At 63.8% G+C, this 13,447-nt stretch carries 16 protein-coding genes; 7 read left to right on the forward strand and 9 right to left on the reverse strand.

Annotation, left to right across the window (positions count from 1 at the left end):
• A partial coding sequence (locus tag GTP77_RS31230; protein ID WP_371869356.1) for a zf-HC2 domain-containing protein occupies window positions 1-162 on the reverse strand: 162 nt, incomplete at its 3' end.
• 182 nt (window positions 163-344) lie between these two features.
• Between GTP77_RS31230 and GTP77_RS12480 the strand changes: the two genes are divergently transcribed.
• Window positions 345-632, forward strand: coding sequence for an HU family DNA-binding protein (locus GTP77_RS12480; RefSeq protein ID WP_132136728.1), 288 nt, complete (start codon window positions 345-347; stop codon window positions 630-632).
• Window positions 633-741: 109 nt separating this feature from the next.
• Here GTP77_RS12480 and GTP77_RS12485 read toward each other — a convergent pair whose 3' ends face one another.
• Window positions 742-2,157, reverse strand: a complete 1,416-nt coding sequence (locus GTP77_RS12485) for a wax ester/triacylglycerol synthase family O-acyltransferase (RefSeq protein WP_161072489.1) — start codon at window positions 2,155-2,157, stop codon at window positions 742-744.
• Window positions 2,158-2,317: 160 nt separating this feature from the next.
• Here GTP77_RS12485 and GTP77_RS12490 point away from each other — a divergent pair, with 160 nt between their 5' ends.
• Window positions 2,318-2,575: an acyl-CoA-binding protein gene (locus GTP77_RS12490; protein WP_161072490.1), complete on the forward strand. Its 258-nt coding sequence runs from the start codon at window positions 2,318-2,320 to the stop codon at window positions 2,573-2,575.
• A gap of 44 nt (window positions 2,576-2,619) precedes the next feature.
• Here the strand turns inward: GTP77_RS12490 and GTP77_RS30620 are convergent, their stop codons facing one another.
• Together GTP77_RS30620 and GTP77_RS12500 are read right to left on the reverse strand one after the other, a co-directional pair.
• Window positions 2,620-2,901, reverse strand: a complete 282-nt coding sequence (locus tag GTP77_RS30620) for a polyhydroxyalkanoic acid system family protein (protein WP_161072491.1) — start codon at window positions 2,899-2,901, stop codon at window positions 2,620-2,622.
• Between the two features lie 35 nt (window positions 2,902-2,936).
• Window positions 2,937-4,211 carry a putative Na+/H+ antiporter gene (locus GTP77_RS12500; RefSeq protein WP_161072492.1) on the reverse strand — a complete coding sequence of 425 codons (1,275 nt, stop codon included), beginning with the start codon at window positions 4,209-4,211 and terminating at the stop codon, window positions 2,937-2,939.
• A 138-nt stretch (window positions 4,212-4,349) separates the two neighbouring features.
• On the opposite strand from GTP77_RS12500, the gene GTP77_RS12505 reads away from it, so the two are divergent.
• The 3 genes from GTP77_RS12505 to GTP77_RS12515 all read left to right on the forward strand — a co-directional run bounded on the left by GTP77_RS12505 (window position 4,350) and on the right by GTP77_RS12515 (window position 7,750).
• Entirely contained in the window at window positions 4,350-5,780 is a 1,431-nt protein-coding gene (locus GTP77_RS12505) for a gluzincin family metallopeptidase (protein WP_161072493.1), read from the forward strand.
• A 152-nt stretch (window positions 5,781-5,932) separates the two neighbouring features.
• Complete coding sequence (gene fdxA / locus GTP77_RS12510) at window positions 5,933-6,253, forward strand: ferredoxin FdxA (RefSeq protein WP_161072494.1); 321 nt, start codon at window positions 5,933-5,935, stop codon at window positions 6,251-6,253.
• 261 nt (window positions 6,254-6,514) lie between these two features.
• Window positions 6,515-7,750 (forward strand): polyhydroxyalkanoate depolymerase, encoded by a 1,236-nt coding sequence (locus GTP77_RS12515; protein ID WP_161072495.1) that lies wholly within the window; start codon window positions 6,515-6,517, stop codon window positions 7,748-7,750.
• A gap of 101 nt (window positions 7,751-7,851) precedes the next feature.
• Here GTP77_RS12515 and GTP77_RS12520 read toward each other — a convergent pair whose 3' ends face one another.
• Window positions 7,852-8,664, reverse strand: a complete 813-nt coding sequence (locus GTP77_RS12520) for a substrate-binding periplasmic protein (RefSeq protein ID WP_161072496.1) — start codon at window positions 8,662-8,664, stop codon at window positions 7,852-7,854.
• Window positions 8,665-8,835: 171 nt separating this feature from the next.
• Between GTP77_RS12520 and rsxB the strand changes: the two genes are divergently transcribed.
• Both rsxB and nth read left to right on the forward strand, forming a co-directional pair.
• The gene (gene rsxB, locus GTP77_RS12525; RefSeq protein WP_228895207.1) at window positions 8,836-9,528 is read left to right on the forward strand and encodes an electron transport complex subunit RsxB; all 693 of its coding nucleotides are present in this window, start codon (window positions 8,836-8,838) and stop codon (window positions 9,526-9,528) included.
• A gap of 22 nt (window positions 9,529-9,550) precedes the next feature.
• On the forward strand, window positions 9,551-10,198 hold the full coding sequence (gene nth, locus GTP77_RS12530; RefSeq protein WP_161072498.1) for an endonuclease III: 648 nt from the start codon (window positions 9,551-9,553) through the stop codon (window positions 10,196-10,198).
• Between the two features lie 33 nt (window positions 10,199-10,231).
• Here the strand turns inward: nth and proB are convergent, their stop codons facing one another.
• From proB to rplU, 4 genes are all read right to left on the reverse strand, one after another.
• Window positions 10,232-11,350 (reverse strand): glutamate 5-kinase, encoded by a 1,119-nt coding sequence (gene proB / locus GTP77_RS12535; RefSeq protein ID WP_161072499.1) that lies wholly within the window; start codon window positions 11,348-11,350, stop codon window positions 10,232-10,234.
• Between the two features lie 234 nt (window positions 11,351-11,584).
• A complete protein-coding gene (gene obgE / locus GTP77_RS12540) occupies window positions 11,585-12,694 on the reverse strand; it encodes a GTPase ObgE (protein ID WP_161072500.1) in 1,110 nt (369 codons plus the stop codon).
• A gap of 89 nt (window positions 12,695-12,783) precedes the next feature.
• Window positions 12,784-13,041: a 50S ribosomal protein L27 gene (rpmA, locus tag GTP77_RS12545; protein WP_161072501.1), complete on the reverse strand. Its 258-nt coding sequence runs from the start codon at window positions 13,039-13,041 to the stop codon at window positions 12,784-12,786.
• Between the two features lie 38 nt (window positions 13,042-13,079).
• The gene (gene rplU, locus GTP77_RS12550; protein ID WP_057153473.1) at window positions 13,080-13,391 is read right to left on the reverse strand and encodes a 50S ribosomal protein L21; all 312 of its coding nucleotides are present in this window, start codon (window positions 13,389-13,391) and stop codon (window positions 13,080-13,082) included.
• Window positions 13,392-13,447: the final 56 nt, after the last annotated feature.

Genomic DNA, 13,447 nt, shown 5'->3' on the forward strand with positions numbered 1-13,447 from the left:
GCCCCGGCGCGGCGCGGCCAGGCGCTGCCGGGCCGCCTGGAAGCGGGCCAGGCGCTGCGCCAGCACGGCGTCGCGCAGCGCAGCCGCCTCCACGGCACGCCGGGTTGCCTGGTCCAGTTCACCGTCGGCGTATGCCATCAGGATGTCGTCCGAAAAGCTCATGATACGGTTCCTCGCTAGTTCCGATCATACCCCCACAGGCGCGGCAGGGGTAGCGGGCGTGACGCAAAATCGACGCAGGCCAACGCCCGTATGGCTTACTTTGGAAAATTCTGTCAGCAGATTCTTACTCCAGGCAATAATTATGTGCTAATCTGCGCGCTCTATTAACCAAGGAGGTAGTAATGAAAAAAGGCGAACTGATTGCAGAATTTGCTAAGCGTACCGAAATGTCGGGCGCAGCGGCCAACGACGCAGTGAACACTCTGATTGCCATCGTTACCGAGCGTCTGAAAAAGGGCGACACGGTCGGCATCACCGGCTTCGGCACCTTCTCCGTCGCCAAGCGTGCAGCACGCAAAGGCCGCAACCCTGCAACCGGCGAAGCGATCAAGATCGCCGCGTCCAAAACTCCGAAATTCTCCGCTGGCGCGACCCTGAAAGCGGCAGTGAACCCAGCCAAGAAGAAATAATCATTTCGGTGATTGGGTTCCCGGCCGGGCTTAGCCCGGCCATTTTTTTGCCCGCCGCTGCCGCGAGGCCGTAGGGCGGGTTAGGCGCCAAGCGCCGTAACCCGCCAACTCAAGCACAACCATCCATCAGCGCCAGCAACACCAGCTTTTCAAACTCGGGCGCAAAGCGGCGGATGATGTTGTCCGGGTCTTTCACCAGCGCGTCGTCGGTCACAATGCCGAACTGCACCCCGCCGTTGTAGGACAAAATCGAGACCCCCACACCGATATCGCCCGACTGCGGCACCCAGAACATGATCTGGTCCAGGCGGCTGCCGGCCAGGTAGAGCGGCGTTTGCGGCCCCGGCACATTGCTCATCACGGCGGTGGCCTTGCGCGCGAAGAAGTTCTGGATTTCGTTCTGCACCTGCTTGGGCGAGGCGCCCAGCACGCCCAGCACCGACATGGCCACCAGCGCCGTGTAGCTGCCCTTGAGCTCCGTCATGCGGCGCCGCACCTCCATCAGCCGCGCCACCGGATCGGCCACACCCACCGGCAGCACCAGCGGCACCAGGCCGAAAGCGTTGCCCAGGCGCTGCTGGCGGCTGGCCTTGCGCAGGTTGACCGGCACCATCACGCGCACTTCGCAATCGTCCGCCACCTCGTCGCCACAGTCCTTCAGATAGGCGCGGATGGCGCCGGCCACGCTGGCCATCAGCACGTCGTTCACCGAACAGCCATAGGCCTTGCTGACCGCCTTGATCTCGTCCAGCGGCAGCGGCTCGCTCCAGGATACATGCTTCTTGCCGTTCGGCTTGCCCTTCAGGCGGGTGGCGCTATCGTCGGCCATGGTGGTGAGCTTGACCGCGTCCGTGGTGAGCTGGGCGGCGGTCTGGCCGACGGCGGCCACGCGCCCGGCCACCTTGTCCAGGTCGGCCCACATGCTCATGGATTTGAGCAGCACCGACGAGGACAGGTCTATGGTCTTCACGCCGGCGGCGGTGATGGGGTTGAGTATCTGCTCCCAGGGATTGGCTTCGGCCTCGGCCACGGCGGCCGCGGCCGGCTTGGCGGGCTGCTCGTCCGGGTGCTGCCCGAACATGGACATGAACACGCCAACCAGCGCTATGCCGTCGGCGATGCAGTGGTGGATGCGCACAATCAGCGCCTGGCGCACCTTGCCGTCCTCGCCGATGCAGTTGTCCACCAGGTGCATCTGCCACAGCGGCCGCGCCGGGTCCAGCGGCTGCTGCGACAGCAGGCCCACCATGCGCTGCAGCGCCGCCTTGTTGCAGGCGCCGCCCTGGTCGTCCAGGCGGGTGTGCACCACGTGGTCGTCCAGGTCCACCTCGTCCTCCTCCCACCAGGAGCCGGCCAGGTCCGTCACCACGCGGCTGCGGAAGCGGCGGTAGGCCAGGAAGCGCGACTGCAGCGCCTCTTTCAGCCCGTCCACGCCGATAGCCTCGGCCATCATGGCCACGCCGACTATCATCATCTGGTTGCCTTCCGAGTCCATGCGCAGCCAGGCCGTATCCACGGTGGACATTTTTCTGCGGCCAAGCGCCGACAAGGCTTGTGACAGCATATTTGAGTTTCTCCTCTATAGTTTCCAGCCGGACGCGCCAGCACAGCATAATTTTTGTATTATGTGGCTTCTGCACGGACGTGCGCAAAGTTACTTTAGTGATATTACTCTAGGAGAGTTTATGAGTCTGCAAGAACAATTCGATCAGGCGATGGCCGATTCCAAAAACCTTCCGGAGCGTCCGGACAATATGACCCTGCTGAAGATCTACGCGCTGTTCAAGCAAGGCTCGGCCGGCGACGTGGAAGGCTCGCGTCCAGGCTTCACCGACATGGTGGGCCGCGCCAAATACGACGCCTGGGCCAACCTGAAAGGCACCTCCCAGGACGAGGCCAAGCAGCAGTACATCGACCTGATCGAAGAACTGAAGGCCGCATAAAACAAAAGCCCGCAGCAGCGGGCTTTTTCACAACTGGCGGCGCATCAGGCCGCGCCGAAAATCTTGGCCATCTTCTCGCTTGCCTTGCTCTGGATGACGGGCGCAAAGGCGCCGAACAAAAAGCCCAGCTTGATGGACATCTCCGCCTTGTGCTTGGTCAGCGTGAGCGTGCCGTTCACGCCGCTGCGCTCGAAGCGCAGCACGTCGCCTTCCCACTCGTATGCCAGGTCGAACTCCTCGGCCAGCTTCTCAGCGACCTTTTGTGCCGCGTCGCGGGCTTTTTTGGGCGTCAGGGTGTGTTCCTGAACGATATTGATATCTGCCACGAATATTCTCTCCTTGATCTGGGGCGGGCGCCATTTTACAGCAGGCGGAACGCGAGGATGGCCACGACCGTCGGCGGCAGCGCGCCGAGCAGCAGGCCCAGCGGACTGACGCAGCCGTCGCCGAAGTAGCGCTTGAGCAGCGCCATGCCGGCCGGATTGGGCGCGTTGGCGATCACCGTCAGGCCGCCGCCGGTGACGGCGCCGGTCACCAGCGCGTACTTGAAGTCGTCGCTCAGGCCCTCCACCAGTGAGCCCAGATAGGTCAGCGCGGCATTGTCGGTAACGGCCGTCAGCGCGGTGGCGCCGTAGTAGACCGCGCTGCTGCTCATGCTCATCAGCGCCTCCTGCAGCCACCACTGCTGCCGCCCGCCCAGCACCACCAGCCCGGCCAGGAAGAAGGCCACCATCAGGCCTTCGCGCAGCATCAGCCTGTCCTGGTGCCGCTCGTAGGCGTGCGCCACGCCGAGGAAGAACAGGAACAGGCCCATGAACACCGCGCTGTGGTGGGAAAACACTACCACGCCGGCCAGGAACAGCAGGTGCACCAGCACCAGCGCGGCGGGCACCGCCTCCTCCTTCACTTCGCCCGGCCCGATGCCGTCGCTGGGGTCGTCCAGCCGGCGCAGCTCGCGCGCAAACAGCAGGGCGGCGGCCACCGCGTTGAACAACACGGCGGCGGCCGCTTTCCAGCCGATGTGGCTGAGCATAAAGGCCGTGTCCCAGTGCCACTTGGCCGCCACCATCAGCACCGGCGGCGCGGCGAAGGGCGTGAGCGTGCCGCCTATCGACACGTTGACGAACAGCACGCCCAGCGTGGCGTATTGCAGGCGCGGCGAAATGCCGGCGGCGAAAATGCGGCGCGCCAGTATCAGCGCGCCCAGCGTCATGGCGGCCGGCTCGGTGATGAAGGAGCCCAGCAGCGGCACCACCGCCAGGATCACGATGTACGGCCCCATGCTGCCCGGCAGCGGCAGCGCGCGCGCCAGCAGGCCCACGGCGGCGGCCGTGGTCTGCAAGATGGGACGGGTGGCGGCGATCACCATGATGACGAACACGAACAGCGGCTCGGTGAAGTTGCGCCCGTCCAGATAGGCAATGGCGCCGTCCCTGCCCTGCAGCGCGAACATGCACAGCACCAGCACCAGCGCCCAGAAGCCGAACACCACCTCCACCTCGCCCAGCAAATGCCACAGTCCGGCGTGCGCCGGACGCGCGTGCGCCAGCCGCTCGAACAGCTTGGTGGAAAAGGTATGCGCAATGGCGATTGCGAACAAGGCCGCGCCAATGATGTCGATAGTGCCGGGTGCCACGCTGTCTCCTGTATGCCTGTGCTAGCGGCATTGTACGTCAGCGCCGTTTGCGCAAACGCAAATGGGCGCTGCCCGCGCCGGGCCACACTCTCTATTCGGCGCGCATCCGGCCGCCGGCCTTTCGAACTGGAGACGATTATGGAATCCGACGTGATAGAAACAGTGCTGACCCAGCCCAACCGCCTGCCGGTAGGCTACGTGCCGACACCGTCCGCACCGTACCGCGTGCACCGCAAAGCCGCCCAGGCCACCTTGCAGCCGGGGCGCCCGGGCCGCAGCACCAACGGCCTGGCGGCGGCGCCCTTCCCGGCCGGTTCGCGCGTGCTGATCTGGAAGCAGGACCCCTCGGTGACGGAGATGGGCACGCGCAAGACCTTCCTGCCCGGCGTGATCCTGGAAGGCCCGCGCGACGCCCGCATCGCCAGCGGCGCGCCGGGCATCTCCCCGGTCAGCCCGAACACCTTCGGCGACTTCATCATGCAGCCCAACACCGACCAGTTCGACGCCGTGCACACCTTCGCCGTGGTGCGCCAGACGCTGACCATGTACCAGCGCGCGCTGGCCACCGGCGGCGACGCCGCGCCGCTGCCCTGGCAGTGGAACAGCGCCAGCAACACCAATCCGCTGCAGGTCTTCCCGCACGGCCTGCCGGACGTGATGAACGCCTACTACAGCCGCGACGAGCGCGCCCTGAAATTCGGCGACTTCGTGCCCAGCGGCGCGAGCGAGCGCATGTACACCTGCCGCTCCTTCGACATCGTGGCGCACGAAACCGGGCACGCCGTGCTGGACGGCCTGAAGCCGCGCTGGCTGCTGAGCAACAACCCGCCGCAGACCGGCGGCCTGCACGAATCCTTCGGCGACCTGACCGCCATCTTCCTGACGCTGTCCCAGCTCGACCAGACCGAGGCCGTCATCGCCCAGACCAAGGCCGACCTGCACGACAAGACCTTCCTGGCCGACATGGCCGAACAGTTCGGCCTGGCGCTGGGCCGCCCCAACGGCCTGCGCAACGCGGACAACGACCTCAAGCTGTCCGACGCCGGCAACGAGGTGCACGCCATTTCGCAGGTGTTCACCGGCGCCATCTACGACATCCTGGCCGACATGTTCGCGCACGAACGCCACCCCGGCCTGGAGGACGACGCCGCCCTGCTGCACCGGGTGGGCGAATACCTGTGCGGCCTGGTGCTGCGCGCGCTGATGGCCGCGCCCGACCACAAGGCCACCTACGCCCACGTGGTGAACCAGATGCTGCGCATCGTGGCCGAGGACGGCAAGCCGGCCGAGTACGCCGGCTTTATCCGCGAGCGCTTCACCGTGCGCGAAGTCGTGATCGCGCCCGCGCATCCGCCCGCAGCCGAAGCCGCCGGCGCGCAGCAGGCCAACGGCGAAATGGCCGAACTGGCGCCCGCCGTGGAAGACCTGCCGGGCGCGCCGCAGGACAGGCGCGCCTGCTGCGGCACCATGAACAACGCCCAGTACTTCGAGCTGGAGGACGCGCTGGACCAGGAGCGCGCCGAGCTGGCGCGCTGGTGCCAGGGCTACGCCGCGCGCAACGGCGCTTGAAAAGCCCCCGCCTGCGCGCCACATTCGCCGCCCCATCCGCATTTGCTTATGCGCATAGTATCTAAGCAAAAAACCGGCGGCGAATTGTGGCGGCGCGCAAATTACCTTAAAATACAGTGCTTTGCCGTGCGACCAACATAGATAGGACTGTCATGACCCACGTAGTTACCGAATCTTGCATCAGCTGCCGTTACACCGACTGCGTCGATGTTTGCCCGGTAGATTGCTTCCGCGAAGGCCCGAACTTCCTGATTATCGATCCGGACGAGTGCATCGACTGCGCGGTCTGCGTGGCGGAATGCCCGGTAAACGCGATTTTCGCCGAGGAAGACGTGCCGGCCGACCAGGTGAAATTCATCAAGATCAACGCCGAACTGACGCACTGGCCTTCCATCACCAAGACCAAGGCGGCCCTGCCGGAAGCGGAACAATTCAAAGACGTCCAGGACAAGTTGCATCTGCTGAAGCGCTGATTCATCTGGTGAAATCGGGGCGCGCGCCGCGTCCCCCCAGCACCACATCTCGGACACATCCTACAGAAAAGCAGCGGAAACGCTGCTTTTTTTACTTTTTCTCCCGTATTATCTTTATACCCAGTGCCACTATGGTGGTGCCGGCGTGCCTTGCCTATGGTCATCGCAAAGTGCTTTACGTCATGGTCAAATATCCTATAATGGGTTCATGATTCCACCCACCGGGGCGCCCAAGTCCCCGATTATTACCCAGGAATATTTATGCTTTACCAACTGCACGAAATGCAACGCACATTCCTTACGCCGCTGATGCAATGGGCGGACGCGTCTTCCAAACTGTTCAGCAACCCAGTCTCTCCTCTGGCGCATACGCCATTTTCGCAGAGGATCGCAGCAGGTTACGAGCTGATGTACCGTTTGGGCAAAGAATACGAAAAACCGCCGTTCGGCATTGATAGCGTTACCGTCAACGGCAAAGAGACCCGCATCGTCGAGCACGTCGTGGTCAACAAGCCTTTCTGCCGCCTGATCCATTTCAAGAAAGACCTGAGCGACAAGGAAATCCGCGCGCTCAAGCAGCCCACCGTGCTGCTGGTGGCGCCGCTGTCCGGCCACCACTCCACGCTGCTGCGCGACACCGTGTCCGCGCTGCTGCAGGAGCAGGACGTCTACATCACCGACTGGACCGACGCCCGCATGGTGCCGCTGTCGGCCGGACCGTTCCACCTGGACGACTATATTTTCTATGTCCAGGACTTTATCCGCCACCTGGGCCCGGACCTGCATGTGATTTCGGTCTGCCAGCCCACCGTGCCGGTACTGGCCGCCATCTCGCTGATGGCCACCGCCAAGGACCCGAAACTGCCAAAGACCATGACGATGATGGGCGGCCCGATCGACCCGCGCAAATCGCCGACGGCCGTGAACAACCTGGCCACCGAAAAGAAGTTCTCGTGGTTTGAAAACACCGTGATCTACTCGGTGCCGCCTAACTACCCGGGCTTCGGCCGCAAGGTCTATCCGGGCTTCCTGCAGCACGCCGGCTTCATCGCCATGAATCCGGGCCGCCACGCGCAAAGCCACCGCGAGTTCTATATGCACCTGGTCACGGGCGACGACGAGCCGGCGGAGAGCCACCGCAAGTTCTACGACGAGTACAACGCCGTGCTGGACATGCCGGCCGAGTACTACCTGGACACCATCAAGACCGTGTTCCAGGACTTCTCGCTGCCGCAAGGTACATGGAAAGTGGGCGGCCAGCTGGTGCGTCCGCAGGACATCACGAATGTGGCGCTGTTCACCGTGGAAGGCGAGCTGGACGACATCTCCGGCGCCGGCCAGACCCAGGCCGCGCACGAGCTGTGCTCCAACATTCCGGCCGACATGCAGCAGGACTTCGTCACGCCGGGCGCAGGCCACTACGGCATCTTCTCCGGCCGCCGCTGGCGCGAGATAGTCTGCCCCAAGATCAGCGAATTCATCCGCAAACACGGATAAGAGCAAATCCCCGGTCCGCCGGGGATTTTTTTACCGAATCCCAAGGGACGCCGTAGGGCGGGTTAGCAGCGCAGCTGCGTAAGCCGCCGAGCAGCCGCCCATCACTGCATCGGCAGCAGCGCCACCTCGTCGCCCATGCGGCGCCAGTACTCGCGCTCGACGTTCCCCAGGTCAAACTCCCTGGCCGCTTCATTGAACGCCCTCTGCAGTTTCAGCCCTTCCTCATTGCGCTTGAAGCACACATGCACCGACCGCTCCTTGAACAGCTGCTCGGAAAACACGATACGCTCGCGCTCGGTCCGGCTGAACGGCCCCCTGGCCAGCAAATGGCGCAGCACCCGCTTCTCGATCACGATGGCGGGGTAGCGTCCGGTCAGCAGCTTGCGCAGATTGGTCTCGTCGTTCACGCCCTCCTCCGCCCGCAGCTTTCCGGCCCGCGCCATGCCGTCGAACTGCTCGCCGTTCGAATAGCCCGCCACGGTGCCGATGCGCATGCCCTGCAAGTCCGCCAGCGATGCGGCCTGCACCGGCGCGTCCTTCAGGTAAGCCAGAACATTCCTGGTGCTGCCGATGGAGCTGGAAAAATGGCACAGCTTCTCGCGCTCGGGCGTGCGCCACACGGCCAGGAAACCGGCGTAGCCCGGATGGTGCAAGCCGATTTCCACGGTGCGCTTCCACGGAAAATAATCGATCCGCGCCGTGTAGCCGGCGCGCGCCAGCACGGCGTCCACAAAGGAGGCGGACAAGCCCTGGCCGGGCAGGGAATTGGTGACGAAGGGCGCCCAGTCCTCTGCGGCGAAGCGCAGCGGCGCCGGCGGAGCCGCCGAGGAAGGCAGGCAGAAAGCCAGCGAGGACGCCAGCACGGCGGCCGACAGCAAGCCGCTGCTCAGCCGCAGTCGCAGCCCGGTCGTCATCGTTCGCTCCGCATGCTTGCCCTATTTTCCATCCGGCTATGCTCCCACAAAATGTTACCGCTAGCAAATTGTTATTCCAAATCCACAAGATTCCCCGCACGCTGGAAGGTTTTTCCAGCCTGCCGCCCGCAGATATCGGATAATGCCATATTCATCACCACCGACTTAGCCGTGCCAGACGCCGCGCCTCCCTCCCTCGCCGACCGCATTGAAGACGCGCTGCCGCAAACGCAGTGCACCAAGTGCGGCTACAACGGCTGCCGCCCCTACGCCGAAGCGATCGCCGCCGGCAATGCGGGCATCAACCAGTGCCCCCCGGGCGGCGCCGAAGGCATCGCGCGCCTGTCGGCCGTCACCGGCTATCCCGTCATCCCGCTCAACCCGGTCAACGGCCTGGAGCGGCCGCGCGCGGTGGCCTATATCGACGAGGCGCTGTGCATAGGCTGCACGCTGTGCATCCAGGCCTGCCCGGTGGACGCCATCGTGGGCGCGGCCAAGCAGATGCACACCATCGTGCCGGAGCTGTGCACCGGCTGCGACCTGTGCGTGAACCCCTGCCCGGTGGACTGCATCGTCATGTTCCCGGTCACGGAGAGCACGGGCTGGCAAGCCTGGCCGCAGGCCGACGCCGACGCGGCGCGCGAGCGGCACGACTTCCGCGCCATGCGCTTGCGCCGCGAAAGCGAAGAGAACGACGCCCGGCTGGCGGCCAAGGCGGCGGAGAAAATGAAGGCGGTGGAAGCGCTGGATCCGGGCACGGCGGCCGGCGAAGCGGAGAAGGAACGCAAGCGCGCCATTATCGCCGCGGCGATGGAGCGCGCGCGCCTGAAGGCCGAAGCGGCAAAGAACGAGAAAACGGAATGAACGCAGCGAATGAACGCAATCAATGAATGCCACTAAGCGCCACGAAATCTTCAGCCGCCTGCGCGCGGCCAATCCCTCCCCGAAAACCGAGCTGGAATATACGACGCCGTTCGAGCTGCTGATCGCCGTGCTGCTGTCGGCGCAAGCGACCGACGTGGGCGTGAACAAGGCCACGCGGCGCTTGTATCCGGTGGCGAACACGCCGCAAGCCATGCTGGACCTGGGGCTGGACGAACTGACCGACTACATCAAGACCATAGGCCTGTACAAGACCAAGGCCAAGAACGTGCTGGCCACCTGCCAGATACTGGTGGACAAGCACGGCGGCGAAGTGCCGCGCACGCGCGAGGAGCTGGTGGAGCTGCCCGGCGTGGGCCGCAAGACCGCCAACGTGGTGCTCAACACGGCCTTCGGCGAGATCGCCATGGCGGTGGATACGCATATCTTCCGCGTGTCCAACCGCACCGGCATCGCGCCGGGCAAGAACGTGGACATCGTCGAGGAAAAGCTGATGAAGTTCGTGCCGAAAGAGTTCCTGCTGGACGCCCACCACTGGCTGATACTGCACGGCCGCTACACCTGCATGGCGCGCAAGCCGCAGTGCTGGAACTGCATCATCGCCGACCTGTGCGAGTTCAAGGGCAAGACCCCGATTCCGGCCGGCGTCTAATGGCGGGTTACGGCGCACGCGCCTAACCCGCCATTACAGCAGGACCATATTGTCCCGGTGTATCAGCTCGTGGCCTTCGAGGTAGCCGAGCACGGACTCGATCTCGGCCGACGGCTTGCGCTTGATCTTGCGCGCCTCCGCGCTGCTGTAGTTCGACAGTCCGCGCGCGACGGCGCTGCCGTCTTCCGCCACGCAGGTAATCACCGCGCCGCGTCCGAACTCGCCCTTCACGTCGATCACGCCGATAGGCAGCAGCGACTTGCCTTCCTTGCTCAGCTTCTGCACCGCGCCCGCGTCCAGCACCACCTGGCCGGCCGTGTGCAGATGGTCGGCCATCCACTGCTTGCGCGCCGTCAGGTGCCCGGTCTGCGCCGACAGCTCGGTGCCGATGGCTTCGCCGCCGGCCAGCCGCGTCAGCACATTTTCCTCGCGCCCGAACGCGATCACCGTATGCGCGCCGGACTTGGCGGCGCGCTTGGCCGCCAGGATCTTGGTCAGCATGCCGCCGCGCCCAAGGCTGGAGCCGGCGCCGCCCGCCATCGCCTCCAGCGCCAGGTCGCCGGCGCGGCCCTGCGCGATCAGGTAGGCCGACGGATCCTTGCGCGGGTCCGCGCTGAACAGGCCGCGCTGGTCGGTCAGGATGATCAGCGCGTCGGCCTCGATCAGGTTGGCTACCAGGGCGCCCAGGGTGTCGTTGTCGCCGAACTTGATCTCGTCGGTGACCACGGTGTCGTTCTCGTTGATGATGGGGACTATGCCCAGGCGCAGCAAGGTGGTCAGCGTGGAGCGCGCGTTCAGGTAGCGTTCGCGGTCCGCCAGGTCGGCGTGGGTCAGCAGCACTTGCGCCGTGCCCAGCTGGTGGGCGCGGAAGCTGGTCTCGTAGATCTGCGCCAGGCCCATCTGGCCCACGGCGGCGCAGGCCTGCAGTTCGTGGATGTCGGTGGGGCGGGCCTCGAAGCCCAGGCGCAGCATGCCCTCGGCGATGGCGCCCGAGCTGACCAGCACCACTTCCTTGCCCAGCGCGCGCAAGGCGGCGATCTGGGCGGCCCAGCGCGCGATGGCGGCGTGGTCCAGGCCGCGCCCGTCGTTGGTGACCAGCGAGGAGCCGACCTTGATGATGATGCGGGTGGATTTCTGTATGACGGAATTCATGATGCGGCGGTTCTCACTCAATCAACTCGATAGTCCCGGCGCGCGCTGCGCTGCCAAGTCGTGCCTTGCTTGATTTTCGAAGGGCGGGTTGCCCTGCCTTGCCGCAGACAGCGCCGGCCCATGATGGCGGGCCGGCACTGTTGATGGGAATGCAAATCAGCGAATAGCTGATTATGCCGTTGTTGCAGAGTTATTGCGAGTTACTGAATCTCAGTAGCAACTCAGTCCCGGATTTTAGTCCAGGATTTTGAAACGGGGATCATCCGGATCGATCGAGGAAATGCCGCGCGCCTCTTCCGTCATCTGGGTTTCTTCGGCACGCTGTTCGCTGTGCTTCACTTGCTCCAGGTGCATATAGATGGCGTTGACCAGTTCCTGCGTGCCTTCGTGGCTCAGGGCGGAGATCTCGAACACCGGTCCCTTGAAACCGAACTTCTTCACGAAATCCTTCACGCGCTTGGCGCGTTCGGCTTCCGGTATCACGTCCAGCTTGTTGAGCACCAGCCAGCGCGGCTTGTCCACCAGCGCCTCGTCGTACTTCTTCAGTTCCTTGACCAGGGCCTTGGCTTCCTTGACCGGATCGGCGGCGTCCTCGAACGGGGCCAGGTCCACAATGTGCAACAGCAGGCCGGTACGCTGCAGGTGGCGCAGGAACTGGTGGCCCAGGCCGGCGCCTTCGGCGGCGCCTTCGATCAGGCCGGGAATGTCGGCGATGACGAAGGATTTTTCATGCGACACGCGCACCACGCCCAGGTTCGGGTGCAGCGTCGTGAACGGGTAATCGGCGATCTTCGGCTTGGCGTTGGACACGGCCGTGATGAAGGTGGACTTGCCGGCGTTCGGCATGCCCAGCAGGCCGACGTCGGCCAGCACTTTCAATTCCAGGCGCAGCTCGCGGCGCATCCCTTCCTTGCCTTCGGTCTTCTGGCGCGGCGCACGGTTCGTCGACGTTTTGAAGTGGATATTGCCCCAGCCGCCCTCGCCGCCCAGCGCCAGCAATTCAGTCTGGCCGTGCTCGGTCATGTCGGCGATGATGTCGCCGTTGACTTCGTCGATGATCAGGGTGCCCACCGGCATGCGCAGGTAGATATCGTCCGCGCCCTTGCCGTAGCAATCCGAGCCGCGGCCCGATTCGCCGTCCTTGGCGCGGTGCATTTTCGAATAGCGGTAGTCGACCAGGGTGTTGACGTTGCGGTCGGCGATGGCCCAGATGGAGCCGCCTTTGCCGCCGTCGCCGCCGTCAGGGCCGCCGAAGGGGCGGAACTTCTCACGGCAGAAAGAGGCGCAGCCGTTGCCGCCGCTGCCGGCGATCACTTCAATTCGTGCTTCGTCGATAAACTTCATAATGTGCCGCCATAAAACTAAAAAGGCTCTACCGTTGGCAGAGCCTTTCGATTGAAGGCTTGCGCCTTACTTTGCGTGGTAGCGCTGTATTAAGCGGCTACTACGGTCACGAACTGGTGCGAGTCCGGGCCTTTGACAACGAACTTCACCTTGCCGTCCACCAGGGCGAACAGGGTGTGGTCCTTGCCGGTGCCTACGCCTTCGCCAGCGCGCACTGGGGTGCCGCGTTGACGAATGATGATGCCGCCAGCATTGATCGATTGACCGCCGTACACTTTAACGCCCAGGCGTTTTGATTCCGAGTCGCGGCCGTTGCGGGTTGTGCCGCCGCCTTTTTTGTGTGCCATTTATTAGCTCCTAAATTAGCTGTAGTTAAAGACGACGATTAGCCGTTGATCGAAACGATCTGGATTTCGGTGTAGTTCTGGCGATGGCCCTGATGCTTCTGGTAATGCTTACGACGACGCATTTTGAAGATCTTGACCTTGTCGTGACGACCTTGGGAAACTACTTTCACCTGAACCGTAGCACCTGCGACCAGGGGCGTGCCAAACTTGATGGCTTCGCCCTCGCCAACCGCGAGTACTTGATCGATGGTGAGTTCGGAACCAATGTCAGCAGGTATCTGTTCTACTTTGAGTTTTTCGCCAGCGACAACTTTATACTGTTTGCCACCGGTTTTTATGACCGCGTACATGATTTGAAACCTCATCAAATGTTAAAAGAATCCTCCGCTGCGTACCGCAGAACAAC

This window comes from Pseudoduganella aquatica, from assembly GCF_009857595.1.
GTDB lineage: Bacteria > Pseudomonadota > Gammaproteobacteria > Burkholderiales > Burkholderiaceae_D > Rugamonas > Rugamonas aquatica_A.

Excerpts from the sequence above, each read along its gene's own strand:
- GTP77_RS12480 (WP_132136728.1), top strand. The coding sequence starts at position 345 with ATGAAAAAAGGCGAACTGATTGCAGAATTTGCTAAGCGTACCGAAATG.
- GTP77_RS12485 (WP_161072489.1), bottom strand. The coding sequence starts at position 2,157 with ATGTCCACCGTGGATACGGCCTGGCTGCGCATGGACTCGGAAGGCAAC.
- GTP77_RS12490 (WP_161072490.1), top strand. The coding sequence starts at position 2,318 with ATGAGTCTGCAAGAACAATTCGATCAGGCGATGGCCGATTCCAAAAAC.
- GTP77_RS12505 (WP_161072493.1), top strand. The coding sequence starts at position 4,350 with ATGGAATCCGACGTGATAGAAACAGTGCTGACCCAGCCCAACCGCCTG.
- fdxA (WP_161072494.1), top strand. The coding sequence starts at position 5,933 with ATGACCCACGTAGTTACCGAATCTTGCATCAGCTGCCGTTACACCGAC.
- GTP77_RS12515 (WP_161072495.1), top strand. The coding sequence starts at position 6,515 with ATGCTTTACCAACTGCACGAAATGCAACGCACATTCCTTACGCCGCTG.
- GTP77_RS12520 (WP_161072496.1), bottom strand. The coding sequence starts at position 8,664 with ATGACGACCGGGCTGCGACTGCGGCTGAGCAGCGGCTTGCTGTCGGCC.
- nth (WP_161072498.1), top strand. The coding sequence starts at position 9,551 with ATGAATGCCACTAAGCGCCACGAAATCTTCAGCCGCCTGCGCGCGGCC.
- proB (WP_161072499.1), bottom strand. The coding sequence starts at position 11,350 with ATGAATTCCGTCATACAGAAATCCACCCGCATCATCATCAAGGTCGGC.
- obgE (WP_161072500.1), bottom strand. The coding sequence starts at position 12,694 with ATGAAGTTTATCGACGAAGCACGAATTGAAGTGATCGCCGGCAGCGGC.
- rpmA (WP_161072501.1), bottom strand. The coding sequence starts at position 13,041 with ATGGCACACAAAAAAGGCGGCGGCACAACCCGCAACGGCCGCGACTCG.
- rplU (WP_057153473.1), bottom strand. The coding sequence starts at position 13,391 with ATGTACGCGGTCATAAAAACCGGTGGCAAACAGTATAAAGTTGTCGCT.